Origin of the sequence: Kosakonia sp. H02, assembly GCA_030704225.1 — a bacterium.
GTDB lineage: Bacteria > Pseudomonadota > Gammaproteobacteria > Enterobacterales > Enterobacteriaceae > Kosakonia.
In genome coordinates this window covers 329,097-353,023 of sequence record CP131915.1, presented here as the reverse complement: position 1 = coordinate 353,023, position 23,927 = coordinate 329,097, and the positions used below count along the sequence as shown (strand labels likewise).

At 54.0% G+C, this 23,927-nt stretch carries 26 protein-coding genes; 13 read left to right on the top strand and 13 right to left on the bottom strand.

All coding sequences use genetic code 11. The features are described 5' to 3' along the window. Positions 1–76: 76 nt before the first annotated feature. Positions 77–1,465 (bottom strand): succinate-semialdehyde dehydrogenase, encoded by a 1,389-nt coding sequence (gene sad / locus Q5705_01775; protein ID WLI77317.1) that lies wholly within the window; start codon positions 1,463–1,465, stop codon positions 77–79. A 104-nt stretch (positions 1,466–1,569) separates the two neighbouring features. Here sad and Q5705_01770 point away from each other — a divergent pair, with 104 nt between their 5' ends. Next, on the top strand, positions 1,570–2,421 hold the full coding sequence (locus tag Q5705_01770; protein WLI77316.1) for a LysR substrate-binding domain-containing protein: 852 nt from the start codon (positions 1,570–1,572) through the stop codon (positions 2,419–2,421). Between the two features lie 98 nt (positions 2,422–2,519). Further along, the gene (locus Q5705_01765; protein ID WLI77315.1) at positions 2,520–3,464 is read left to right on the top strand and encodes an L-lactate dehydrogenase; all 945 of its coding nucleotides are present in this window, start codon (positions 2,520–2,522) and stop codon (positions 3,462–3,464) included. Between the two features lie 23 nt (positions 3,465–3,487). Here the strand turns inward: Q5705_01765 and Q5705_01760 are convergent, their stop codons facing one another. Further along, on the bottom strand, positions 3,488–4,279 hold the full coding sequence (locus Q5705_01760) for a PhzF family phenazine biosynthesis protein (protein ID WLI77314.1): 792 nt from the start codon (positions 4,277–4,279) through the stop codon (positions 3,488–3,490). Between the two features lie 170 nt (positions 4,280–4,449). Between Q5705_01760 and Q5705_01755 the strand changes: the two genes are divergently transcribed. The 4 genes from Q5705_01755 (at position 4,450) to marB (ending at position 7,023) form a co-directional block, all read left to right on the top strand. Next, complete coding sequence (locus Q5705_01755; GenBank protein ID WLI77313.1) at positions 4,450–5,646, top strand: sugar transporter; 1,197 nt, start codon at positions 4,450–4,452, stop codon at positions 5,644–5,646. Positions 5,647–5,939: 293 nt separating this feature from the next. Then, positions 5,940–6,374: a multiple antibiotic resistance transcriptional regulator MarR gene (gene marR / locus Q5705_01750; GenBank protein WLI77312.1), complete on the top strand. Its 435-nt coding sequence runs from the start codon at positions 5,940–5,942 to the stop codon at positions 6,372–6,374. A 17-nt stretch (positions 6,375–6,391) separates the two neighbouring features. Beyond that, positions 6,392–6,772, top strand: coding sequence for an MDR efflux pump AcrAB transcriptional activator MarA (marA, locus tag Q5705_01745; GenBank protein ID WLI77311.1), 381 nt, complete (start codon positions 6,392–6,394; stop codon positions 6,770–6,772). A 35-nt stretch (positions 6,773–6,807) separates the two neighbouring features. Continuing rightward, entirely contained in the window at positions 6,808–7,023 is a 216-nt protein-coding gene (marB, locus tag Q5705_01740) for a multiple antibiotic resistance protein MarB (protein WLI77310.1), read from the top strand. A gap of 30 nt (positions 7,024–7,053) precedes the next feature. Here marB and eamA read toward each other — a convergent pair whose 3' ends face one another. After that, positions 7,054–7,950, bottom strand: coding sequence for an O-acetylserine/cysteine exporter (eamA, locus tag Q5705_01735; GenBank protein ID WLI77309.1), 897 nt, complete (start codon positions 7,948–7,950; stop codon positions 7,054–7,056). Between the two features lie 190 nt (positions 7,951–8,140). Here eamA and ydeE point away from each other — a divergent pair, with 190 nt between their 5' ends. Next, on the top strand, positions 8,141–9,328 hold the full coding sequence (ydeE, locus tag Q5705_01730) for an efflux MFS transporter YdeE (GenBank protein ID WLI77308.1): 1,188 nt from the start codon (positions 8,141–8,143) through the stop codon (positions 9,326–9,328). 64 nt (positions 9,329–9,392) lie between these two features. On the opposite strand, the gene Q5705_01725 is transcribed toward ydeE, so the two are convergent. Then, positions 9,393–10,496, bottom strand: a complete 1,104-nt coding sequence (locus Q5705_01725) for a cobalamin-independent methionine synthase II family protein (protein WLI77307.1) — start codon at positions 10,494–10,496, stop codon at positions 9,393–9,395. A gap of 186 nt (positions 10,497–10,682) precedes the next feature. Continuing rightward, a complete protein-coding gene (locus Q5705_01720) occupies positions 10,683–11,087 on the bottom strand; it encodes a rhodanese-like domain-containing protein (protein ID WLI77306.1) in 405 nt (134 codons plus the stop codon). A gap of 279 nt (positions 11,088–11,366) precedes the next feature. Between Q5705_01720 and mgtS the strand changes: the two genes are divergently transcribed. Beyond that, positions 11,367–11,459: a protein MgtS gene (mgtS, locus tag Q5705_01715; GenBank protein ID WLI77305.1), complete on the top strand. Its 93-nt coding sequence runs from the start codon at positions 11,367–11,369 to the stop codon at positions 11,457–11,459. 589 nt (positions 11,460–12,048) lie between these two features. Here mgtS and Q5705_01710 read toward each other — a convergent pair. The 3 genes from Q5705_01710 to dcp all read right to left on the bottom strand — a co-directional run bounded on the left by Q5705_01710 (position 12,049) and on the right by dcp (position 15,213). Beyond that, on the bottom strand, positions 12,049–12,474 hold the full coding sequence (locus Q5705_01710) for a hypothetical protein (protein WLI77304.1): 426 nt from the start codon (positions 12,472–12,474) through the stop codon (positions 12,049–12,051). A 49-nt stretch (positions 12,475–12,523) separates the two neighbouring features. Then, complete coding sequence (locus Q5705_01705) at positions 12,524–12,742, bottom strand: hypothetical protein (GenBank protein WLI77303.1); 219 nt, start codon at positions 12,740–12,742, stop codon at positions 12,524–12,526. A gap of 425 nt (positions 12,743–13,167) precedes the next feature. Then, positions 13,168–15,213 carry a peptidyl-dipeptidase Dcp gene (gene dcp, locus Q5705_01700; GenBank protein WLI78944.1) on the bottom strand — a complete coding sequence of 682 codons (2,046 nt, stop codon included), beginning with the start codon at positions 15,211–15,213 and terminating at the stop codon, positions 13,168–13,170. A 184-nt stretch (positions 15,214–15,397) separates the two neighbouring features. On the opposite strand from dcp, the gene ydfG reads away from it, so the two are divergent. Together ydfG and Q5705_01690 are read left to right on the top strand one after the other, a co-directional pair. Continuing rightward, positions 15,398–16,147 carry a bifunctional NADP-dependent 3-hydroxy acid dehydrogenase/3-hydroxypropionate dehydrogenase YdfG gene (ydfG, locus tag Q5705_01695; GenBank protein WLI77302.1) on the top strand — a complete coding sequence of 250 codons (750 nt, stop codon included), beginning with the start codon at positions 15,398–15,400 and terminating at the stop codon, positions 16,145–16,147. An 89-nt stretch (positions 16,148–16,236) separates the two neighbouring features. Further along, entirely contained in the window at positions 16,237–16,923 is a 687-nt protein-coding gene (locus Q5705_01690; protein WLI77301.1) for a GntR family transcriptional regulator, read from the top strand. 48 nt (positions 16,924–16,971) lie between these two features. Here the strand turns inward: Q5705_01690 and Q5705_01685 are convergent, their stop codons facing one another. The 4 genes from Q5705_01685 to Q5705_01670 form a co-directional block, all read right to left on the bottom strand. After that, positions 16,972–18,435 carry a fructuronate reductase gene (locus Q5705_01685; protein WLI77300.1) on the bottom strand — a complete coding sequence of 488 codons (1,464 nt, stop codon included), beginning with the start codon at positions 18,433–18,435 and terminating at the stop codon, positions 16,972–16,974. A 144-nt stretch (positions 18,436–18,579) separates the two neighbouring features. Continuing rightward, positions 18,580–19,956, bottom strand: coding sequence for an MFS transporter (locus Q5705_01680; protein WLI77299.1), 1,377 nt, complete (start codon positions 19,954–19,956; stop codon positions 18,580–18,582). A gap of 25 nt (positions 19,957–19,981) precedes the next feature. Beyond that, positions 19,982–20,998 (bottom strand): Zn-dependent oxidoreductase, encoded by a 1,017-nt coding sequence (locus Q5705_01675; GenBank protein WLI77298.1) that lies wholly within the window; start codon positions 20,996–20,998, stop codon positions 19,982–19,984. A 271-nt stretch (positions 20,999–21,269) separates the two neighbouring features. Further along, a complete protein-coding gene (locus Q5705_01670; GenBank protein ID WLI78943.1) occupies positions 21,270–21,629 on the bottom strand; it encodes a YnfA family protein in 360 nt (119 codons plus the stop codon). 100 nt (positions 21,630–21,729) lie between these two features. On the opposite strand from Q5705_01670, the gene Q5705_01665 reads away from it, so the two are divergent. Next, positions 21,730–22,068 carry a DUF1283 family protein gene (locus tag Q5705_01665; GenBank protein WLI77297.1) on the top strand — a complete coding sequence of 113 codons (339 nt, stop codon included), beginning with the start codon at positions 21,730–21,732 and terminating at the stop codon, positions 22,066–22,068. Positions 22,069–22,119: 51 nt separating this feature from the next. Beyond that, a complete protein-coding gene (speG, locus tag Q5705_01660; GenBank protein WLI77296.1) occupies positions 22,120–22,680 on the top strand; it encodes a spermidine N1-acetyltransferase in 561 nt (186 codons plus the stop codon). 18 nt (positions 22,681–22,698) lie between these two features. Here speG and Q5705_01655 read toward each other — a convergent pair whose 3' ends face one another. Further along, positions 22,699–23,409 (bottom strand): YnfC family lipoprotein, encoded by a 711-nt coding sequence (locus tag Q5705_01655; protein WLI78942.1) that lies wholly within the window; start codon positions 23,407–23,409, stop codon positions 22,699–22,701. Positions 23,410–23,613: 204 nt separating this feature from the next. On the opposite strand from Q5705_01655, the gene Q5705_01650 reads away from it, so the two are divergent. Further along, positions 23,614–23,895: a DUF1161 domain-containing protein gene (locus tag Q5705_01650; GenBank protein WLI77295.1), complete on the top strand. Its 282-nt coding sequence runs from the start codon at positions 23,614–23,616 to the stop codon at positions 23,893–23,895. The last annotated feature ends 32 nt before the right edge of the window (positions 23,896–23,927 follow it).

The following is a 23,927-nucleotide window of genomic DNA, read 5'->3' as shown; positions in this document are numbered from 1 at the left end:
TGCGGTGAGTCTACAAAAGGATCATGACACATCCATGACAGCCAGCCGTGACGCGCCCCGCCGGGGCGCATTTTACTTACAGACGATCTTTCCACACGGTCTGAATATTGCAGAACTCATGCAGACCAAAGTGTGACAGCTCGCGGCCAAAACCACTTTTCTTCACCCCGCCAAACGCCACGCGGGCATCGCTGGCACTAAAACCATTGATAAACACCCCGCCACACTCCAGACGTTCGGCAAACCACGCGGCCTGCGCATCATCGGCCGTAAATACCGTGGCAGAGAGGCCGAAATCACTGTCGTTGGCAAGCTGTAGCGCGTGTTCTGCATCGCGGGCAATCGAGATGGCCGCCACCGGACCAAACAGCTCCTGGCGAAACGCCGTCATCTCTGGCGTGACGTGGGTCAGCACCGTCGCCGGGTAGTAATTGCCGTTGCCCGGCACTTTTTTGCCGCCCAGCGCCAGCGTTGCGCCCTCTTTAATGCTCGCCTGCACCTGTGCGTGCAACTCATCGCGCAGGTCGAAACGGGCCATCGGGCCGAGATAATTCTCTTCGACATCCGGCGCGCCCTGCTTCAGCGCGGCAGCGGCGGCGACGAATTTTTCCGTAAACGCGTCGGCAATACCCTCTTCAACGATAAAACGTTTTGCCGCAGCGCAAACCTGCCCGGTGTTCTGGTAACGCCCGGCGACCGCCGCTTTCACCGCCAGATCCACATCGGCATCGTTCAGCACGATAAAGGGATCGGAGCCGCCTAATTCCAGCACGCATTTTTTTAGCGCGGCTCCGGCCTGCGCACCAATCGCCGCACCGGCGCGCACGCTGCCGGTCACGGTCACGGCGGCAATGCGCGGGTCGTTAATCGCCTGACTTACGCCGTCGTTGGTGGCATTTACCCAGCCAAACACGCCCTGCGGGAAACCGGCCTGATTAAAAATATCGCCAATCAGCGCGGCTGAGCCCAGCACGTTCGGCGCATGTTTCAGCAAATAGCTGTTGCCCGCCAGTAGGATCGGCACCGCACCGCGCAGCACTTGCCAGAGCGGGAAGTTCCACGGCATCACCGCCAGAATCGGCCCCAGCGGGCGGTACTCGATGGTCGCGCGCTGCTGCTCAACCTGCGTCGGTTCGCTGCCAAGCATCGCCGGGCCGTGTTCGGCGTACCAGTCGCACAGACCGGCGGATTTGTTCACTTCCGCCCGCGCCTGCAAAATCGGTTTGCCCATCTCCAGGCTCATCATCTGCGCCATCTCTTCAGCGTGGGCACGCAGTGCGACAGCGAGATCGCGCAGTTTTTTCGCGCGATCAGCCACGCTGAGTGTGCGCCACTGGCGGTAGCCGTTGGCGGCCAGTTCCAGCGCGGCATCAACCTCTTCACGGCTGGCCCAGGGCGTGGCGCGCAGGGTTTCACCCGTCGCCGGGTTGATGGAAAGTGCATGTGTGGTGGCGGAAACAGACATTATTTATCCCCTAAATATGTTCAGAACTTGCGCTATGGTGGCTGAATTTGTTATTTCTGAAAACTGAATAATATTAACTTCGGTATTCACGAAAAGAGAATGGCATGGATTTAACCCAGCTTGAGATGTTTAACGCCGTGGCGCAGACCGGGAGCATTACCCAGGCGGCGCAGAAGGTGCACCGCGTGCCGTCGAACCTGACGACCCGCATCCGCCAACTGGAGGCGGATTTGGGTGTTGATCTGTTTATTCGCGAAAGCCAGCGCCTGCGGCTGTCCCCCGCCGGACACAGTTTTTTGCGCTACAGCCAGCAGATCCTCGCGCTGGTCGATGAGGCGAGAATGGTGGTGGCTGGCGATGAGCCGCAAGGGTTGTTTTCCCTCGGCGCGCTGGAAAGTACCGCCGCAGTGCGCATTCCGGCAACGCTTGCGCAGTACAACCAGCGCTACCCGCTGATTCAATTTGATCTCTCCACCGGCCCGTCCGGGACAATGATTGACGGGGTGATCGAGGGGCATCTGAGCGCGGCATTTGTTGACGGGCCAATTATGCATCCGGGCCTTGAAGGTATTCCGGTCTATCGCGAAGAGATGATGATTGTCGCGCCGTCGGGCCATGAACCGATTACCCGCGCGTCACAGGTCAATGGCGCAAGCATCTACGCGTTTCGCGCCAATTGCTCTTATCGTCGCCATTTTGAGAGCTGGTTTCAGGCCGATCGCGCAACGCCCGGAAAAATTCATGAAATGGAGTCTTACCACGGCATGCTGGCCTGCGTGATTGCCGGTGCGGGACTGGCGCTGATCCCGCGCAGTATGCTGGAAAGTATGCCCGGTTATCACCAGGTCGATTACTGGCCGCTGGCGGAGAACTGGCGCTGGCTCACCACCTGGCTGGTGTGGCGACGCGGTAGCAAAACCCGCCACCTCGAGGCGTTTATTGAATTGTTGCAATAAACCCATATGAATAACCTATAGATCTGCCGCACCATTGCACCTCAGTGATGACAGGTTGTACCTTACGCGAACAGATAATTCTTATAACGGAATCACCCATGAATACAAAAGCGCGCAAAGTGATGATTATCGGCACCGGCAATGTGGGTGCCTCTGCCGCCTATGCCCTGCTCAACCAGAACATTGGTGAAGAGCTGATCCTGGTGGATTTGGACCAGAAACGCGTCGAAGGTCACGTACAGGATCTGGCGGATGCCGCCGCCTATATGCCCGGCATGATGAGCATCTCCACGCGCCCGGTGGAGGAGTGTGCAGATGTAGATATCGCGGTGATCACGGTTTCCGGCGGTGCATTAAAGCCCGGCCAGACACGCCTTGATGAGCTGAACAATACCGCGCAGATCGTTAAAAAGATCGTGCCCGCGATGATGGCAAACGGTTTTAACGGCATCTTCCTCGTTGCTACCAACCCGTGCGACATCATTACCTGGCAGGTATGGAAACTCTCCGGCTTGCCGCGCAGCCAGGTGATTGGCACTGGCGTCTGGCTGGACACCACGCGCCTGCGCCGTACGCTGGCGCAAATGCTGGATATCGGGGCACAAAGTATCGACGCCTTTATTCTGGGCGAACATGGCGATACGCAATTTCCGGTGTGGTCGCACTCGTCGGTGTATGGCTCGCCGATTGCCGATGTCTGGCAGCGTAAAACCGGGCAGCCGCTGGATGTGGATGCGCTGGCAGAGAAAGTTCGCCGCCACGGTTTTGAAATCTACGCCCGCAAAGGCTGCACTGAATATGGCATTGCCGGCACCATCGCCGAGATTTGCCGCAATATCTTCACCGGCAGCCATCGCGCGCTGGCGATCTCCTGCATTCTCGATGGCGAGTATGGCGTGCGCGATGTCGCCATCGGCGTGCCTGCGGTGCTGACCCAGAGCGGCGTGCAGCAGATTATTGAGTTGCAACTGAAAGGTAACGAAGTGGCGAAATTCAACCACTCCGTTGAGGTGATTAAAACCAATATTGCCCGGCTGCCGTAAATCAGCGCTATCCGGCGAAAAAACTATCGCAAAAACACTTTGCCGATTAAATAGAGCGTCGCCTGGCCGCCGATTAACACCCGGTCGCCGCGCCATTCGCAGCGTAAGTCGCCGCCGCGCGCGGAGACCTGGCGCGCCTGCATCACCGTTTTCGCGAGCTTGTCGCCCCAATACGGGATCAACATGCTGTGCGCCGAGCCGGTGACCGGATCTTCAGCCACCGCTTCGCCGGGGCAGAAAAAGCGGCTGACAAAATCCGCCTCTTCGCCAGGCGCAGTGACACACACCATTTTTTGCAGCGGCTTCATGGCCGCGATATCCGGTTGCAGGGCTTCGACCTGCGCCTGGCTTTCCAGCACCACCAGGTAATCACGCCCGACCCGCACTTCTTTCGCGCGCTCAATGCCGAGGGTTTTAAACAGCAATTCTGGCGGATTGGTTACCGTTTCCGTTGACCAGGCCGGGAAGTTGAGCGTCAGCCAGTCGCCATTGCGCGTAACAGTCAACTCGCCAACAAAACGGGTGGTAAACACCACTTCTGTTGCCGGGTAGTCGAGGTATTCGAAAATGACATGAGCCGCGGCCAGGGTAGCGTGTCCGCAAAGGTTAATCTCATTCTGGGTGGTGAACCAGCGCAGCTCAAACCCACTGTCGTTACGGACAAAAAAAGCCGTTTCAGATTGATTATGCTGCTGCGCCATTTGCAGCAGCAGGTCGTCAGGTAACCACTCGGTGAGCGGACAGACGGCGGCAGCATTACCGCCAAAGGTGCGATCGCTAAAGGCGTCGACCATGTAAAAGTCAATTGTTTGCATAGCGTTTCCTCATTGGTCTTCTGTTTCTGAACGCAAATTTTTAAGGAAGCAACGGGTATTTCTCTGGTGAATGAAAATTGAGATCTCCATCACAAAATGTTTGTATTTTCGCCAGCAAAAGCTTTAAGATCGCCCTCTCTTCTTTTGTCCAGGCAATCCAAAACACCCATATGATGACGAACACCGTTTCACGAAAAGTCGCGTGGCTACGGGTAGTGACGCTTGCCGTTGCCGCTTTTATTTTTAATACCACCGAATTCGTGCCTGTTGGCTTGCTGTCGGATATCGCCCAGAGCTTCGACATGGAAACCGCCCAGGTGGGGATCATGCTGACCATTTACGCCTGGGTTGTAGCACTGATGTCGCTGCCCTTTATGCTGCTGACCAGCCAGGTCGAGCGCCGTAAACTGCTGATTGGGTTGTTTGTGCTGTTTATCGCCAGTCATGTGCTGTCGTTTCTCGCATGGAACTTTGAAGTGCTGGTGATAAGCCGGATCGGTATCGCCTTTGCGCACGCGATTTTCTGGTCGATTACCGCGTCACTGGCGATTCGTCTTGCCCCGGCAGGTAAATGCGCCCAGGCGCTGAGCCTGCTCGCCACCGGTACGGCGCTGGCCATGGTGCTGGGGCTGCCGATTGGCCGCATCGTCGGGCAATATTTCGGCTGGCGCACCACCTTTTTCGCCATTGGTATGGGGGCGTTGATCACCCTTGTCTGCCTGGTGAAACTGCTGCCGAAGCTTCCCAGCGAACATTCCGGATCGCTGAAAAGCCTGCCGCTGCTGTTCCGCCGCCCGGCATTGATGTGCATCTATTTATTGACGGCGGTCGTGGTGACGGCGCACTACACCGCTTACAGCTACATTGAACCGTTTGTGCAGAACGTGGCCGGGTTTAGCGCCAACTTCGCTACCGTGTTGCTGTTGCTGCTCGGCGGCGCGGGCATTATCGGTAGCGTGCTGTTTGGTAAGCTTGGCAATCAGCACGCTTCCGGGCTGGTGTGCAGCGCCATCGGCTTGCTGGTTATCTGCCTTGTGATGATGCTGCCCGCTTCCGGCAGTGAACTGCATCTGGCGGTACTGAGCCTGTTCTGGGGTGTGGCGATTATGATTATCGGCCTCGGTATGCAGGTGAAAGTGCTGGCGCTGGCCCCGGATGCAACGGATGTGGCGATGTCGCTGTTCTCCGGCATTTTCAATATCGGCATCGGTGCAGGCGCGCTGGTGGGTAATCAGGTCAGCCTGCATGGGTCGATGGGGGCGATTGGCTATGCCGGAGCGATCCCCGCCGTTGCCGCGCTGGTATGGGCAGTGGTGATTTTCCGCCGCTGGCCGGTGCAACTGGAAGAACAGAGTAGCCATATTTAAGTGGTTGCCGGTTGGCGGCTGCGCTTATCCCACCTCTGAAACGATCTTCTCCATCACCGTGGTTTGCCATGCGAACCACGGGTCCACTAAATAACGGGTGGCAATCTGCTTCCGGTCAGTTTACATAATGCACGTTTCTATAACTCTCATGAATACAAGAAATTGCCGAAGCCCTTTTTTGCCCCTAAGAAACGTTTTAGCAAATAGTGGCATCCGCTAATCCATTCGGTTGACTTATATTTGCCTGAGCAATAATATCTGCCGTGACTAATCTACTTGCCGGGGCAACCATTGTGAAAAGCACGAATGATCTATTTAACGACATCATTCCTCTTGGCCGCTTGATCCACATGGTTAACCAAAAAAAAGATCGTTTACTGAACGACTATCTTTCACCGCTGGATATCACCGCCACCCAATTTAAGGTGCTCTGCTCCATCCGCTGTGAAGTGTGCATTACCCCGGTTGAGCTTAAGAAAGTCCTTTCCGTAGATCTTGGCGCACTGACCCGCATGATGGACAGGCTGGTGTGCAAAGGCTGGATCGAACGAAACCCGAATCCGAATGACAAGCGCGGCGTGCTGGTGCAGTTAACGCCCGAAGGCGCGGCGCTGTGTGAGCAATGTCATCAATTAGTAGGTCAAGACCTGCATCAGGAATTAACAAAAAACTTAACCGCAGAAGAAGTGGCGATACTTGAGCATTTACTCAAGAAAATATTGCCGTAAAACAAAGAGGTATGACGATGTCCAGACGCAATACTGACGCTATTACCATTCATAGCATTTTGGACTGGATCGAGGACAACCTGGAATCGCCGCTGTCACTGGAAAAAGTGTCAGAACGTTCAGGTTACTCCAAGTGGCACCTGCAACGGATGTTCAAAAAAGAGACTGGTCACTCACTGGGTCAATACATTCGCAGCCGCAAGCTGACGGAAATTGCGCAAAAGCTCAAAGGAAGCAATGAGCCGATCCTGTATCTGGCGGAACGTTATGGGTTTGAATCGCAACAAACCCTGACGCGTACGTTCAAGAACTATTTTGACGTGCCGCCACATAAATTCCGTGTCACGGATATACCTGCGGAGTCCCGCTATCTCTATCCGCTCAATCACGCTTGTTAATTTAATCGCCTGTTTAAAGACGTATCGAGGAAAGTATGAAACGTATTGCCTGTGCCGCAGCGGCATTGATGGTGCTGCTTAGTGGCCAGAGTTATGCGGAGCAATTTAATCATCCCGCACAGCAAAGTAACCGCGACGCGATGATTATTCCCACTGCCCAGCAAACATCGCCTTATGACTTTAATCATATGGGCGCGGGAAGCGACAAATCCGACGAGTTAGGCGTGCCGTATTACAATCAGCGCGGCTAACCGGTTGCCCCGCTTTACGCGGGGCTTTTTTTATCCTGCCTGCACCGCCCGGCGCAGACGAAAACCAAATACATTGATATACAGCCCTGCCATCACCAGCACCGCCCCCAGCAGTTGCAATACCGACAGCGTTTCACCCAACAATAATGCCGCGCTGGCCATGCCCACCACCGGCACCAGCAACGACAATGGCGCAACACGCCAGGTTTCGTACCGTCCCAGCAGCGTTCCCCAAATGCCATAGCCGAGAATGGTGGCGATAAACGCCAGGTAAACCAGCGACAGCAGTGTTGTTGTATCGATAGTGACCAGGCTTTGCAGCATCAACGCCGGGCCATCGAAAATTAAGGATGCCAGCATAAATGGCATGATCGGAATCAGCGCGCTCCAGACCACCAGCGACATCACCGCCGGGCGCGAGGTATGCTGCATGATTTTTTTATTGAAGATATTGCCGCACGCCCAGCAGAATGCGCCCGCCAGCGTCAGGATGAACCCCAACAGCGAAATATGCTGACCGTTCAGGCTTGCTTCAATCAGCACCAGCACGCCGAACACCGCCAGCGTAATGCCAATCAGCTGTCTGGATTGCAGGCGTTCGCCGAATATCCCCGCGCCAAGAATAATGGTGAAAAATGCCTGCGCTTGTAACACCAGCGAGGCCAGCCCGGCGGGCATACCGAATTTGATGGCGCAAAACAGAAAAGCGAACTGGCCGAAGCTGATGGTCAGACCGTAGCCGAGCAGCAAGCGCATCGGGACTTTTGGCCTGGCGACGAACAAAATGGCGGGAAAGGCCACCAGCACAAAGCGTAAACCCGCCAGCATTAACGGCGGCATAGAATGCAGGCCAACTTTGATCACCACAAAATTCAGCCCCCACGCCACCACGACCAACATTGCCAGCAGCACATCTTTACGCGTCATGCTTCGCCTCTGCTTTTTAAACTTTTGTAAAAAATTTACATTAACGCAATAAACGGACCAAGGACAGATCATTAATTTCGGTAGGTCAGATTCCGCATCTGCGGGCCAATCTGCGGTTGTGCCTCACAGTTTGCGCATGTTATTGCTGTAGACATCACAAAAAACTATAACAAGCATGTCGGGCAGGAAAATGACCTCAACACAAACACGCTCCACCGCCGCATTACTGGCCTCTTCACTTTTATTAACCATCGGACGCGGCGCAACGCTGCCCTTTATGACCATCTACCTGAATCGCCAGTATGGGATGTCGGTTGATCAGGTCGGTTATGCGATGACCATCGCGCTGACTATCGGTGTGGTATTCAGCCTCGGCTTTGGCATGCTGGCCGATAAGTTCGATAAAAAACGCTATATGTTACTGGCGATTGTCGCCTTTATTACCGGGTTTGCCGCCATTCCGCTGACGCATAACGCCGGGCTGGTGGTGCTGTTTTTTGCCCTGATTAACTGCGCCTATTCGGTCTTTTCCACCGTGCTGAAAGCCTATTTTGCCGATACGCTGTCACCCGGCGCGAAGGCGAAGATTTTTTCGCTGAACTACACCTTTCTGAATATCGGCTGGACCGTGGGGCCGCCGCTCGGCACGTTACTGGTGATGCAGAGCATCAATTTGCCGTTCTGGCTGGCCGCCACCTGCGCGGCGTTTCCGCTGGTGTTTATTCAACTTTTTGTGCGCCGCATTGCGGTGGGCGCGGGCCTCGATCCTGCCGCTAACTGGTCGCCCTCGGTGCTGTTGAAAGACAAGGCGCTGGGCTGGTTTACGCTGTCCAACTTTCTCGCCTCGTTCGTTGCCGGGTCGTTCGCGTCCTGCCTTTCTCAGTATGTGATGGCGGTGGCGAGCAGCGATTTCGCCGAGCGTGTGGTGGCCGTGGTGCTGCCGGTCAATGCCGCCATCGTGGTCAGTTTGCAGTATGCCGTTGGGCGTAAACTGACCGCCTCAAACCTGCGCCCGCTGATGGCGCTCGGGACATTGAGTTTTGTGATTGGCCTGACGGGCTTTATGTTCTCTGGCGATAATTTATGGCTGTGGGGGCTTTCCGCCGCCGTGTTTACCCTTGGCGAAGTGATTTACGCGCCAGGTGAATATTTGCTTATTGATAACATTGCTCCGCCAGGCATGAAAGCGACCTATTTCTCCGCCCAGGCGCTCGGCTGGCTGGGGGCGGCAATGAACCCACTGCTGACCGGCGTGATCCTGACGACGCTGCCGGCCTGGTCGCTGTTTATCATTCTGATGGTGACGATTGTGATGGCCTGGCTGATGATGCTCAAAGGAATGCGGGTAAAGCCCTGGGGCGTGTTGCAAGTGCAATAAAGCGGATTTTGTGGCTCGTTGGCAGTCGGCCGGATAAGCGTTTACACGCCATCCGGCCTGCAACTTACCAGACCTGGTCGGCGATATGGGTGACCAGGCGTACTTTTTCCCACTGCTGCTCTGGCGTCAGGCTGTTGCCCTCTTCGGTCGAGGCAAAGCCGCACTGCGGGCTGAGGCAAATCTGGTTGATATCGACGTATTTCGCCGCTTCATTGATGCGCGCTTTCACCCCTTCCGGGTTTTCCAGTTCACCATTCTTGGTCGTGATAAGGCCTAAAACCACCTGCTGTTTGCCCGGACGGACAAAACGCAGCGGCGCAAAATCACCAGAGCGATCGTTGTCATACTCAAGGAAAAACGCATCGACATTGACGCTACCAAACAGCACTTCCGCCACCGGTTCGTAACCACCTTCTGAAATCCAGGTTGAGCGGAAGTTACCGCGGCAAACATGCAGGCCGATGGTCAAATCCTCCGGTTTCCCTTCCAGCGCTTTGTTGATCACACGGGCATAAATGCGTGCCAACTCATCCGGGTTGTCGCCGCGTTCGATAATCTGGCGACGCTGATCGTCGGAGCAGAGATAGGCCCAGACAGTGTCATCCAGTTGCAGATAACGGCAACCGGCGTCGTAGAAAGCGTGGATCGCATCGCGCCAGGTGGTCGCCAGATCGTCAAAGTAGGCATCCAGTTGCGGGTAAACGGTGACGTCGATATCTTTACGCCCGCCGCGAAAATGCAGCACGCTCGGGCTGGGGATGGTCATTTTCGGCTGCGCATTCCCGCTAATGCTTTTCAGGTAACGGAAATCTTCCAGCATCGGATGGTTACCGAAGCCCAGTTTGCCGACGACACGCACGCCGTGGGCTTTAGTCTGCACACCGTTAAATTGAATGCCTTTGTCGGAATCGTAACGCTCCACACCTTGCAGGCCATCAAAGAAATCGAAATGCCACCATGCGCGGCGGAACTCACCATCGGTGACCACATGCAGTCCGCAGGCACACTGCTGCTCAACAACATGGCGAATGGCTTCATCTTCGACGCGGCGTAACTGCGCGGCAGTGATTTCCCCCTGCGCGAACTGCTGACGTGCGTGTTTGATGGCATCCGGGCGTAAAAAACTGCCGACTACGTCTGCGCGGAACGGGGCCTGATGTCGTTGCATGATTCTCTCCTGGTAAGCCTGGGCAGATGATTGCCCGGCGTGATAATTCATTATTTGAATATTTAGACTTCTGGACGGCTAAATGTCCAAATAAAATGTCACACCGGGCCTGATGCAGCAAACGAGAAAATTTCACGGTACATGAAAGAATTTCATCTTCAGGTCGCGAAGATGAAAAAGCGGTGCTTAAACATGGCTGTTGTTGGCAAAGGTGTAACCTTCGTCTTCCCAGCCAGTGATACCGCCAATCATCACCTTTACTGCCAGCCCCATGCGGGCCAGTTTTAGCGCGGCGCGATCGGCACCGTTGCAGTGCGGCCCGGCGCAATAGACCACGAACAGCGTATCAGCGGGCCATGATGCCATCCGCTCGGGTGTCATCGTGCTGTGCGGCAGATGCAGCGCGCCGGGAACGTGGCGACGGGCAAACGTTTCCGGGCTGCCGACCACATGCAATAACACGAAATCCATCTCGTCATGGGTGATGGCATGATGCACATCGGCGCAGTCGGTTTCGACGCTCAGGCGATGCAGAAAGTGGCTGGCGGCCTCTTCCGGTGATGCAGCGGGAATATCAGTAACGTAGCTCATCGTCTTTTCTCCGTGGTTGTGTTAACAATAATTTAACCGAAACAGCCCGGCCTGAGTGTGCCTTTCTCTGCCAGATAACACCAGGACAATGACAACTTTACGACATCCTCCTCGCCCCTGTGCCGCTTAACCCGCCGCTTATCGCAGAATATTTACCGTACTGGCGTAATAATTCACACTATTCAACATTTATTGATATTTCCCGGTCTATTCTCACTCAGTCTCAGCAATAAACGTTGCAAGCGAGACATGAAAGTTAAATAGATGGAGAGGTACAAAATGGGAAATATGGATGTATTTATGACAGTACTGGGAATTATTTTGTTTTCTGGATTCCTGGCTGCATATTTAAGCCACAAATGGGATGACTGATGAACAGTGATACATCCCACACGCGGCGGCTCCTTGCGCAAAAACGTAAGGGGCCTTTTTTATTCATTCGGGGCGAAAAAAAACCGCCTTTAAATCGGCGGTTAATGCTTGCATGGATAGATTTGTGCTTTAGTTTTACACGCACACTCATCGCTGAGTGTTAACGGGCTGCAACTAATTTAGCAGTGCCAACCTCAATATTGCCTAAACGAGAATGAACTCACAGACGTTCATTTTGGCTAACAGGCGAAACCATCGAAACGTTTGACTGGCTCAAATTAGCGTTTGCTATTGAAATTACAAAAGATATATCTTCTTGAGCGTTTTTTGTGTGATACGGTGATTGCTCCACTTCACGGACCGGAGGGGCTATTCCCAATCTCAAATTTACGTGCCCGGTTTGCAGCAGCCATAAGTTTTTATTCACCACATATTGTCCCGAGAAACTACAACCGCATGGCGCTATTTGCTCGGTTTGTGGAACAAGACTTACCGCTAAATCCTGTATACCAGTGCTACGAAGAAGGCGTTGGCCAAAGCATGTTTTATAAATCGGGCCTCCACTTGAGGCCCGTAGCGTTATTTTTAATTACGCATTTTTTGCTTTGCCTAAAGAAAAGCCGCTTACTTTCGCAATATGTACGCGCAATATTGTGCCCTTCACGCTCGTCCAGCCGCCATTCCCTGTCATCCATGAGGGATCTTTAATATGCAAATAATTAAGCGGAATCTCATGGCTCTCATCGACACGATAATCTTCTGCCAGATCATCAAAAAAACGCGCAATCGGATCTTTTATTGAATCATCACCGGCAATAGAGCGAATAGCGTTTGCCGTTGATAAGGCATATTCCTGCCCGGAAACTAACTCCCCCGCCACCACCTGACCGCCTACAACCAGCGTAACCACCATGCCAGCACCGAGATTGGCGCAGGAGACCAGATGCGATAAAGCGCTGTCCTGCGTGCTGATGGTTGGTGTAAGGGCTTCTGAGACGTCATGTTCGTTTTCCATTTATACCTCCGCGTACGGGTATAAAAAACCGCCCTCAGGCGGTTGGTTATCAGTAAAATTTCCGGATGGCTTGTTCGGTTTCCTGCTGGCTTACCAGGTCAGAAAAGCGGGCAACGAGGAAGGTTTCTCCATCTAACTCCCAGGATTCAATGGGAATTTCAAGAAACGAGCTTTGCTCATTTTTGAAGGTGACCGATTTGGCGTTGTCTTCAACGGTCACATTTTCAACCTTACCACCGGCGCGTATTACCACTACATTTTTGGTCATGTCGGTTACCTCAGTTGCTTAAATTGCATTCGACATTAGCACAGCCACTTTCTCAATGTCTGGTCAATGCCGCAGAATGTTAAGCGCTAAAATTAGGTCCTTTAATTTGGCTTAATGAGCGGGATAACGCTACGTCGGGAAACGTGAGGTAGCCCACACTTTAACAATTGTGTGGGTATAAGAAGGCAGCAAAACGCCAGAAAGCGGTTAAAAAGCCGCCCTCTGGCTAAGGAGATTACGGTGATGCCGGGTGCCTCCCGGTGAGTTTGCGCCAGCCCGCAAATCTCGCTTTCACCCCAAAAAGGTATGACTGGTAGCCCCTCCGCGTAGGGGGATTCATCACCACGGTTAACGTTATTTCCCCAACAGAATCAGGTCAATATTGCGGCGTGTTATGTAACTTTTTAAAGCAACCCACATACAAACTACTCACTCAGACCGCGATTTTTCAGCATCGGTTCGATATGCGGATCGTGGCCGCGCCACTGGCGATACAGTTCGACCAAATCTTCACTGTTGCCGCGCGACAAAATGGCTTCGCGAAACCGCTGCCCGTTTTCACGGGTTAACCCGCCCTGTTCAACAAACCACTGATAGCCGTCATCGGCGAGCATTTGCGTCCACAAATAGGCGTAATAACCCGCCGCATACCCGCCGCCAAAAATATGCGCAAAATAGCTGCTGCGATAGCGCGGCGGCACGGCGGCCAGGTCGAGGTTTTCCTGGCGGATGGCCTGCGCTTCAAAGCTGTCCACATCCTGCACATCGGCACCGTCTGCCAGACCATGCCAGTGCATATCCAGCAGCGCGGCGCTGAGCAGTTCGGTCATGTCATACCCTTTATTAAACTGCGTGGCGCGCAGCATCTTCTCGCGCAATGCATCGGGCATCGGTTCACCGCTCTGGTGATGACGAGCATAGCGGGTAAAGACTTGCTGCTGGCTGGCCCAGTGCTCATTAATTTGTGACGGGAATTCGACAAAATCGCGCGGCGTATTGGTGCCGGATAGGCTGGCATAACGCTGGCTGGCAAACAGGCCATGCAAGGTATGACCAAATTCGTGGAACAGCGTGATCACCTCATCCCACGAAAGCAGCGCCGCCTGGCCGTTCGCCGGTTTCTGGTAGTTGCAGACGTTATAAATAACCGGCTGCGTGCCGTTCAGCGTGGATTGCTCAATAAAGTTGCCCATCCAGGCGCCGCCGCTTTTTGAATCGCGGGCGAAGAAATCGCCATAAAATAGCGCCAGGCCACGACCCTTGTCGTCGAAAATCTCCCACACGCGCACATCAGGATGATAAACCGGAATATCAACGCGCTCGCTAAAGCGAAGGCCGAACAACTGGCTTGCCGCCCAGAACACACCTTCGGTTAAGACGGTATTCAGGGCGAAATAAGGTTTAATTTGCGACTCATCAAGGGCGTATTTCGCCAGCCGCACCTGCTCAGCGTAAAATGCCCAGTCCCAGGCTTGCGCGGTAAACCCGCCTTGCTGGTTATCAATCACGTGCTGAATATCCGCCAGTTCACGCTCGGCGCGGGCGCGGGCCGCCGGGGCAATATGGCGCATAAACTCAAGCGCGGCCTGCGGCGTGCCGGCCATCTGATCAGCGATTTTCCAGCTGGCGAAATCGTCAAAACCAAGCAGCTTCGCCTGCTTTGCGCGTAACTGCACCAGGCGCAGCACCAGCGCGCGCGTATCGTTAGCATCACCGCGCTGCGTTCTTAACCAGCTTGCGTTAAAAAGATTTTCCCGCGTCTGGCGATCGCGTAATACGTCAAGAGCCGGTTGTTGGGTGGTATTGAGCAGCGCCAGCAACCAGCGGTTTTCCAGCCCTTTTGCCGTTGCGGCTTCTGCGGCCGTCGCGATCTCTTCTGTACTTAACCCCTCAAGCTGATGGGCATAATCCACCACCAGCCCGCCCGCTTTATCCGCCGCCAGCAGGCGTTGGTTGAACTGGCTGGTCAGCGCTGCCGCTTCGGTATTCAATGCTTTCAGAGTGATTTTATCCTGCGCGCTCAGCGTCGCACCGGCCAGCACAAAGCGTTGGTATGTGACCTCCACCAGCCGCAACGATTGTGCATCAAGCCCCAGCGATTCGCGGTCTATCCATACCGTTTCAACGCGGGCAAACAGCGCATCATTCAAATAGATATCGTTCGCCAGCACCGCCAGTTCGGTGGAAAAAGCTTCATCCAGTTGCTGGAGAAAATCATTGGTATGGGCGGAAGTCATGGCGAAGAACACGCTGGTGACTCTGGTGAGCAGTTCACCGCTCTGCTCCAGCGCAAGGTAAGTGTTGGTAAAATCTGCCGCTGCGCTGTTGTTGGTGATGGCGGCTATCTCGGCGCGTTTTTGCCGCACGCCTTCGTCAAAGGCCGGGCGGTAATGTTCCTGCTGGATGGCATCGAACGGTGGTGCCTGGTAAGGCAATGGGCTGGCGGTAAAGAAGGGATTGGTGGCCGACATATTTCGCTCCTGAATGCGGTGACTCTTCTCAGAGTAGGCATCCGCCGCGCGCACCGCAATGCTTTCTCTCGTCTGCATAAGCGCACTTTTTTTGCCACACTGATAAACGGGATAACTTGTGTTACCGCGTAAACGCGGTGCATGCTATGTTACGACATCACAAAAAGCGTTGAGGAACAATGACATGATTATTCTGGTTACCGGGGCTACCGCGGGTTTTGGTGAAGGTATTACGCGCCGTTTTATTCAAAATGGCCATAAAGTGATCGCCACAGGCCGCCGCCAGGAGCGTTTGCAAGAGCTGAAAGACGAGCTGGGCGACAATCTCTATACGGCGCAGCTGGATGTGCGCAATCGCGCGGCAATCGACGAATTTATCGCCGCGTTACCAGCAAACTGGCGCGACATTGATGTGCTGGTCAATAACGCCGGGCTGGCGCTGGGCATGGAGCCAGCGCATAAAGCCAACGTCGATGACTGGGAAACCATGATCGACACCAATAATAAAGGTCTGGTCTATATGACGCGTGCCGTATTGCCGGGCATGGTCGAACGCAATCGCGGCCACATTATTAATATCGGTTCGACGGCGGGAAGCTGGCCTTACGCGGGCGGTAACGTGTACGGCGCGAGCAAAGCCTTTGTGCGTCAGTTTAGCCTGAACCTGCGTACCGATCTGAGCGGTACTGCTGTTCGCGTGACCAATATCGAGCCGGGGCTGGTGGGCGGCACCGAGTTTTCAAACGTGCGCTTTAAAGGCGATGACGATAAAGCGAATAAAACCTACGAGAAAACGACAGCATTGAGCGCAGAGGATGTGACCGAAGCGGTTTGGTGGGTCGCCACCCTGCCGAAACACGTCAACATCAATACGCTGGAAATGATGCCAGTTAGCCAGACATATGCCGGTCTTAGCGTTCACCGTCAGGGTTAAATTTCGTGCCCGGCCTGCGGGCCGGGTATGGGATGTGCGCAAAAACAATGGTATGGTAGCCGGGTTAACCCTTTAAAAAGTAAGAGCGAATGGCCGCCGAAACGCAACTCAACCCCACGCAACCCGTAAATCAACAAATTTACCGCATTTTACGGCGGGATATTGTGCATTGCCTGATCCCACCGGGTACGCCGTTGTCGGAAAAAGAGGTGTCGGTGCGTTTTGACGTTTCGCGCCAGCCGGTGCGGGAAGCGTTTATCAAGCTTGCGGAAAACGGGTTGATCCAAATCCGCCCCCAGCGCGGAAGTTACGTCAACAAAATCTCCCTCGCGCAGGTGCGTAATGGCTGCTTCGTGCGCCAGGCCATCGAATGCGCCGTCGCCCGCCGCGCCGCGCTGATGATTGATGACAGCGCCTGCTATCAACTTGAGCAAAACCTTAACCAGCAGCGGATTGCCATTGAGCGCAAGCAGCTGAACGACTTCTTTGAACTGGATGACAATTTTCATCAGAAGCTGGCGCTGATCGCCGACTGCCAGTTAGCGTGGGACACCATCGAAAATATTAAAGCCACCATCGACCGCGTGCGCTATATGAGCCTCGATCATGTTTCGCCGCCGGAAATGCTGCTGCGCCAGCATCTGGATATTTTTGCTGCGCTGGAAAAACGCGACGCCGATGCGGTAGTCAATGCTATGACGCTGCATTTGCAGGAGATCAGTGAGTCTGTGAAAACCATTCGTCAGGAAAACCGCGACTGGTTTAGTGAAGAGTGACGATGTGATGAAAAGAGAATGCCGCCGAAGCGGCATTCTTTGTCAGCATTACAGTGCCGCTGCGTAGTGCGCCACGGCCGCTTTTGCCCCTTTCTCCAGCAGGGTTTGATAGGCTTTCTGCACCTGCGCTACAAATGCCGCTTCTTTCGGCAATTCCATACCAAAAATAGCGTCAATGCCCAACAGAGCCTGCACGCGTGCCTCGCCTTCTGCACTGCCGTTGACGGCGTTCTGAATAACGGAGAGCAGCGGATCGCACACTTCAATTGCCTGACCTTGTTCATCCACGCCGCCGACATAACGCATCCAGCCCGCCACGCCTAATGCCAGCAGTGAGAAATCACTGTGATGCACCAGATGCCAGCGCACAGAATCCAGCATACGCTGCGGCAATTTCTGGCTGCCGTCCATGGCGATTTGCCAGGTACGGTGACGTAGTGCGGTGTTGCTGTAACGGGCAATCAGCAAGTCGGCATAATGCGCCAGATCCACGCCCTGCACTTTCAGCGTCGGGGCTTGTTCCTGCAACATCAGCGCATGTGCTGCGCGGCGGTAGTTGTCGTCGTCCATGCACTCGTTGATGTGCTGATAACCAGCAAGGTAGCCAAGGTAAGCGAGGAACGAGTGGCTGCCATTGAGCATACGCAGTTTCATCTCTTCAAATGGCAGCACATCTTTGACCAGCTCGGCGCCCGCTTTTTCCCACGCCGGGCGACCCGCAACGAAGTTATCTTCAATCACCCACTGGCGGAACGGTTCACAGGCTACGCCTGCCGGATCGCGCACGCCGGTCAGTTGTTCGATTTTGTTCAGCGTCTCTTCTGTCACGGCGGGAACAATGCGATCGACCATGGTTGACGGGAACGTCACGTTGGCTTCGATCCAGTTCGCCAGGTCTGCGTTCACCGCGCGGGCATACGCGCACACCACATTACGGGTGACATGGCCGTTTTCCGGCATGTTATCGCAGGACATCACGCTGAAAGCCGGTAAACCTGCGGCTTTACGACGCGCCAGCGCTTCCACAATCACACCGGCAGCGGATTTTGGCTGCTGGGGGTTTTGCAGATCGCCAGCAATTAACGGGTGATCGAGCATCAGTTCGCCGGTGGCTGGCGAGTGGCAGTAACCTTTTTCGGTGATGGTCAAAGAGACGATGGCGACCTGCGGCTCACACATGGCATCCAGCACCGTTTCCAGACCGTCAACCTGCGCATGCAGCGCGCGTTTCGCCACGCCAACCACGCGGGCAGTCCACGCATCGGCAGACATTTCCGCCACGGTATAAAGATTATCCTGCTGTTTCAAATCGGCGATTTGTTGTTCGCCGCCAATCAGGTTGACTTCGCAATAGCCCCAGTCGCTGGCGTGTTCGGCGGCAAGGATATCGGCATATACCGACTGATGCGCACGGTGAAACGCGCCAAAACCAAGGTGTACAATACGCGAAACCAGTTTATTGCGATCGTAATGCGGTAGCGTGGCTTTCGCCGTTAACAGCCTGTTTTCCATGGTGAGACTCTTCTTATTAAGTGAAACAGTGGTTCAATAGATTACGGGCTGTCGCAAACCAGACTATGATTTGCGACAGGAATTGCGGACTACACTAACTAGAATGGTAACTAAATGTGTCGAAATCCCGGCTATATAACGGCGTCAGATATAGTTCCGGGAACCTACCGGTTGTGTCGTTGCGCGGGGTTCAGCGGCATCTTCCAGAATGTTCAAATCACGATCGCACACTTCCGGCATCAGTATCGCTGCGACTAGTCCCAGTAACGAATACGCGACCAACATCGCCACAATCGGCCACCAGGAGCCGGTCATATTGCAGAAGATCCCCGCCAGTACCGGGCCGAAACCGACCGCCACCAGACCGCCCGCCTCTTTCGAAATCGCCATACGCGTAAAACGGTTACGCGAGCCGAACATCTCTGCCATGGTGATATTCTCCAGCGCAAACAGCCCCAGCACGGCGACGTTATGGATAACGATGATCGATAGCATAATCACGCCCGGCGAATAGCTCTTATCAACGATCAGCGCCATCATCGGGTACGCGAGGATAATCGACGCAATACACAAGCCGATGTAGGGCAAGCGGCGGCCCACTTTATCGGACAGCCAGCCCAGTAGCGGGATGGTCAGAAAACCAATAATGGAGCTGATCATTAAGGCATCCGTGGGAATGCGCTTTTCGAACAGCAGCGTCTGCACCAGATAGCCCGCCAGGAAAGTCTGAATCAGCCCCGAATTCCCCGCCTGACCGAAGCGCAGGCCGGTCGCCAGCCAGAATGTTTTACTGCTGAACATCGCGCCAAGTCCCGTTTCCGCAGGCTGAATTTTCGCCGGAGCCTGCGCCCCTTCGTGAACCTGCTCGAACACTGGGCTCTCTTTCAGGTTCAGACGCAGCCAGATGGCAAACAGCATCACCACTACACTTGCAATAAACGGGACGCGCCAGCCCCAGGCCAGAAGCTCTTCACGATCGAGGGCAAAAAACATCACTGCCCAGATGGCCGTTGCGCTCAACGTACCGCAGTTCGTCCCCATCGCTACCAGCGAAGAGATAATGCCGCGTTTGCCTTTTGGTGCGTACTCCGCAAGCATGGTTCCCGCGCCGGAGATTTCTGCGCCTGCGCCCAGTCCCTGGATAATGCGCAGTGTAACCAGCAGCACCGGGGCGAAAATGCCAATTTGCGCGTAGGTGGGTAAAAAACCGATCAGCGTGGTACAGATCCCCATCATGGTGATGGTGATAAACAGCACTTTTTTACGCCCGATCCGATCCCCCATTTTTCCGAAGACAAATGCGCCGATAATGCGCGCGATATACCCTGCGCCGTAGGTACCCATCGCCAGGATCAACGCCATGGCGGCGGATTGTTCAGGGAAGAAGATCTCGTGAAACACCAGCGCCGCGCCGAGGGAATAGAGCTGGAAATCCATAAATTCCAGCGCCGTCCCCAGCCAGCCGGATACTGCGGCTTTCACCAGATCCGATGTCGTTCTTTCAGGGTTAACTTGAGTCATAATGGCCATCTCGATAAAGTTGTTTTTAACTGAACGTTAACAAGACCTTACAGCAGCGCCGCTGATCTTTTTCAAACAGTTCAATCGCATCGGTGACATGTTGATAATCAAATTTATGCGTCACTAATTTGCCGGGATCGATTAACCCTCGCGTGAGCCAGTCGATCACCACCGGGAATTTATTGGCATTCAGGCGCGATGAGAAAATCGACAGCTCTTTGCCGGTAATGCCCTGCTGAATGATTTGGCTGGGCTCGCTGGAAAATCCCATGATCACAATGCGCGCGGCAGGTGATGCCAGGGTAATCGCTTCCTGTAAAATCGACGGATGGCAGGCGGCATCCACGATTAAAGTCGGTTTGATTCCCGCTTCCCCCAGCGTTTCCTGCAATGGCCGTTGGCTGTTATTAATCACAACATCAGCCCCGCTGCGCTGGGCCATTGCCAGACGCTCGTCGATCCTGTCAGCGACAATCACCTGTTTCACCTTGTAGACGCCCTTCAGCGCCTGCAACGTGGTCAACCCCATCGGGCCTGCGCCATAAATCAGCGCGATATCATTTTCCCCAGGCTGCACCTGGCCGGTGACATTGGCGGCAATGGTAAACGGCTCCACCATCACGGCGTCTTCATCAGGAATGGTGTCCGGGATTGTCCAGGCATTGCGCGCCGGAACCGCCGCGTATTCGCTAAAGCCGCCGTCGCGATGCACACCCAACACCACGAGTTCGGTGCAGACATTCGGCTTGCCGATGGAACACGGATAGCAATGGCCGCAGCTAATGACCGGATCAACCGAAACGCGCTCGCCAAGGCGCGACGGCGAAACGCCTTCGCCAACGGCATCAATCAACCCGTAAAACTCATGGCCGATAACGCGCGGGTATTTAGCAAAAGGGTTGTGTCCCCGATAAATGTGGCTATCAGAGCCACAAATACCGGCGAGTTTCACTTTGACGCGCACTTCCCCGGCAGCGGGCTGCGGTAATGGGCGGTCAGCCAGGGTTAATTGGTTCGGTTGTTCGATTACCACACTTTTCATATCGCTTTCCTTTATTACGCGTCTAACGCGTTTTACAGCATGCGATCTGCCCGTCGCATAACCGACAGGCAGAGAAGATATTTCAGGGAGGATGCGGCCGTGAGCTTGCGCGCAGGCGAGGTAATAAGGAGATGGATCCCTACGATTTTCATAGGATATTCCTTGCATCAATTTAACGTGATGCAAGAAACTTACGCATTCAGGCAACTACCATACAAGTATAACGATCAAAAAAGCCGCGTTTGATCACAAAAAAATAACTAATGTTTCCTCAGGCGCGTCCCCATCCGGCAACAATAATTAACATTCCGCACATCGCAATCGCGGCACCCAGCCAGTCATAAATGCTGAGTTTGACGCCATCGACCACGCGCAGCCAGAGCAGCGCCGTGCAGACATAAACGCCGCCGTAAGCGGCATATACGCGCCCGCTGGCGGCCGGATGTAACGTTAACAGCCAGACAAACAGTGCCAGGGAAAGTGCTGCGGGGATGAGTAATAACGGCGTGCCGCTACGTTTAAGCCATAACCATGGTAAAAAACATCCGAGGATTTCGCAGAGCGCAGTGGCAAAGAAAAGCAGTGTGGTTTTCAGCATGTCGACACGTTTATTCAATATTGGTTGAACTATCTTACCTGATAATGCTCTTACTGTCGGTTTCGCCCCGGTATGCTGGCTGGCGGAGATCGCATAGAATAGAGCCGTTTCTTCCCTGATAAAGGACACCGCAATGACTTCTACACTTAGCAAACGCCTGTGCCTCACCGCAATGCTGACGCTGGGTGCCATCGTGTACACCACTTCCGCAATGGCTGAAACCAACCGTCTGGTGATTGAATCCGGCGACAACGCACAAAGCCGTCAATCTGCGGCGATGGAAAAAGAGCAATGGAATGACACCCGTAGCCTGCGCAACAAAGTGAACAAGCGCGTGGAAAAAGAGTGGGATAAAAGCGACGTCGCGTTTGATGCCCAGGATAACTGCCAGAAAAGCAGTAACTTAAACGCGTACTGGGAACCCAATACACTGCGCTGCCTCGACCGCCGCACTGGTCGTCAGGTTCAGTAACCGCGCCGGGCGCATTGCGCGCCCGCTTCCACTTCAGAGAAAGGATTTTTCATGAGTGATGCGTATACCGTTCGTCTTCGCCCGCTTGAGCGCGAGGACCTGCGCTTTGTCCATCAGCTCGACAACAACGCGAGCGTAATGCGTTACTGGTTTGAAGAACCCTACGAAGCGTTTGTTGAACTCTCCGATCTGTACGACAAGCATATTCACGATCAAAGCGAGCGCCGTTTCGTAGTCGAATGCGATGGCGAAAACGCCGGGCTGGTGGAACTGGTGGAGATCAACCATGTGCACCGCCGCGCCGAATTCCAGATAATCATCTCCCCGGATTATCAGGGCAAAGGGCTGGCCTCGAAAGCGGCTAAGCTGGCAATGGATTACGGTTTTACGGTGTTAAACCTGTATAAGCTCTATCTCATCGTTGATAAAGAGAATGAGAAAGCCATTCACATTTACCGCAAGCTGGGGTTTAAGGTGGAGGGAGAATTGATTCATGAGTTCTTTATTAACGGCGAGTACCGCAACACCATCCGCATGTGTATTTTCCAGCAGCAGTACCTCGAAGAACATAAAACCAGCGGCAGCACTCTGTTAAAACCCACCGCGCAGTAAGCGCGGCGGTTAACGGCATCAGTAATACTCAATGGTGTTTTTGATGTTGTACTTATGCGTCACCTGCGGCGTGACGCTCTCATCCACAATCTCCAGGCCGCAACTGACCGGGTTGTCATGGCTGTCATAATCACAGGTCTGTTTAACCTTGCTCAGCGGTTTGTCATTTAAGGTGCTGATCGACGTGTAATCGAGCTTTTTGTGCTTATCCGTTGACGGCGTGGACGCAACGTTCAGGTGCATATCTTTCGAGGTGGTGGATTTTCCCAACGGATAACCTTCGTCATCGTAGCGGTAGGTCACTTCCATATCTTTGCCGGAAGCGCGCACGATAAAACCTTTGTCATCCGTATCCCAGGTGACACCTGCTGACGGGAATTCGGCCAACTGGCATTTTCCCTGCAAACGCAGCCGTTTTTCCTGGGTGTCCGCTTCGAGATAATAGTTGGCATCCAGCACCAGCGATACGCCGCTGTTATTCTCCAGATCGTGGAGTTCGAGCGTATCAAAACAGCCCTCTTTCGACATCGTGCCGCTGACGCGCTTCGTCACTTCGCCCTTCTCATTGAGCAGCGTCTGGCTAAACTCTTTGACTGCGCCGCGCAGCGGATCAAAATCAAATTCATTTGAAAAACTCGCCATCTCTGGCGTGAACGATACGGGACCTTTCTTCTCATCACACCCGGCCAACAGCACGGCCAGAGAGACAAGTAATAACTGTTTTTTCAACGGGTTCACCACAGTTTTCTTCTCAATGGCGCTTATAGTAGCAAATCCTTTACTACATTCCTTACAACATTCCTTTACAACACAGTGCAGCGAATTGTCGGGTATGTGCCTGGTTTAAGAAGTAGTTAAGAAGATTCAGAGATTTACCTTTAGCAATCAGGACAAGTGCTAAGCTTAAAACGGACAAAATATAAGGAGGCGAGCATGCAATATTCACGTTGGCTGTGCTGTGTACTGCTGGTGGGTTCTGTTCCTGCATTTGCCGCGCCGGATTCATGCGAACGGGTTAAAACAGATATCCAGCAAAAAATCATCAATAATGGTGTCCCGGAGTCAGGCTTTGAGTTAACCATCGTGCCAAACGACCAGGCCGATCAGGCTGGCGCACAGGTCGTGGGCCATTGCGCTAATGACACCTACAAAATTCTCTATACCCGCAACAGCGGTGCAACCCCGTCGAACGAAACAACTAACGGCAATCAGTAAAATCAAATCCCCCTTATTTCCAGGGGGATTCT

Coding starts and splice junctions, on each gene's coding strand:
- sad (WLI77317.1), bottom strand. CDS start 1,465: ATGTCTGTTTCCGCCACCACACATGCACTTTCCATCAACCCGGCGACG.
- Q5705_01770 (WLI77316.1), top strand. CDS start 1,570: ATGGATTTAACCCAGCTTGAGATGTTTAACGCCGTGGCGCAGACCGGG.
- Q5705_01765 (WLI77315.1), top strand. CDS start 2,520: ATGAATACAAAAGCGCGCAAAGTGATGATTATCGGCACCGGCAATGTG.
- Q5705_01760 (WLI77314.1), bottom strand. CDS start 4,279: ATGCAAACAATTGACTTTTACATGGTCGACGCCTTTAGCGATCGCACC.
- Q5705_01755 (WLI77313.1), top strand. CDS start 4,450: ATGATGACGAACACCGTTTCACGAAAAGTCGCGTGGCTACGGGTAGTG.
- marA (WLI77311.1), top strand. CDS start 6,392: ATGTCCAGACGCAATACTGACGCTATTACCATTCATAGCATTTTGGAC.
- marB (WLI77310.1), top strand. CDS start 6,808: ATGAAACGTATTGCCTGTGCCGCAGCGGCATTGATGGTGCTGCTTAGT.
- eamA (WLI77309.1), bottom strand. CDS start 7,950: ATGACGCGTAAAGATGTGCTGCTGGCAATGTTGGTCGTGGTGGCGTGG.
- ydeE (WLI77308.1), top strand. CDS start 8,141: ATGACCTCAACACAAACACGCTCCACCGCCGCATTACTGGCCTCTTCA.
- Q5705_01725 (WLI77307.1), bottom strand. CDS start 10,496: ATGCAACGACATCAGGCCCCGTTCCGCGCAGACGTAGTCGGCAGTTTT.
- Q5705_01720 (WLI77306.1), bottom strand. CDS start 11,087: ATGAGCTACGTTACTGATATTCCCGCTGCATCACCGGAAGAGGCCGCC.
- mgtS (WLI77305.1), top strand. CDS start 11,367: ATGGGAAATATGGATGTATTTATGACAGTACTGGGAATTATTTTGTTT.
- Q5705_01710 (WLI77304.1), bottom strand. CDS start 12,474: ATGGAAAACGAACATGACGTCTCAGAAGCCCTTACACCAACCATCAGC.
- Q5705_01705 (WLI77303.1), bottom strand. CDS start 12,742: ATGACCAAAAATGTAGTGGTAATACGCGCCGGTGGTAAGGTTGAAAAT.
- dcp (WLI78944.1), bottom strand. CDS start 15,213: ATGTCGGCCACCAATCCCTTCTTTACCGCCAGCCCATTGCCTTACCAG.
- ydfG (WLI77302.1), top strand. CDS start 15,398: ATGATTATTCTGGTTACCGGGGCTACCGCGGGTTTTGGTGAAGGTATT.
- Q5705_01690 (WLI77301.1), top strand. CDS start 16,237: ATGGCCGCCGAAACGCAACTCAACCCCACGCAACCCGTAAATCAACAA.
- Q5705_01685 (WLI77300.1), bottom strand. CDS start 18,435: ATGGAAAACAGGCTGTTAACGGCGAAAGCCACGCTACCGCATTACGAT.
- Q5705_01680 (WLI77299.1), bottom strand. CDS start 19,956: ATGACTCAAGTTAACCCTGAAAGAACGACATCGGATCTGGTGAAAGCC.
- Q5705_01675 (WLI77298.1), bottom strand. CDS start 20,998: ATGAAAAGTGTGGTAATCGAACAACCGAACCAATTAACCCTGGCTGAC.
- Q5705_01665 (WLI77297.1), top strand. CDS start 21,730: ATGACTTCTACACTTAGCAAACGCCTGTGCCTCACCGCAATGCTGACG.
- speG (WLI77296.1), top strand. CDS start 22,120: ATGAGTGATGCGTATACCGTTCGTCTTCGCCCGCTTGAGCGCGAGGAC.
- Q5705_01650 (WLI77295.1), top strand. CDS start 23,614: ATGCAATATTCACGTTGGCTGTGCTGTGTACTGCTGGTGGGTTCTGTT.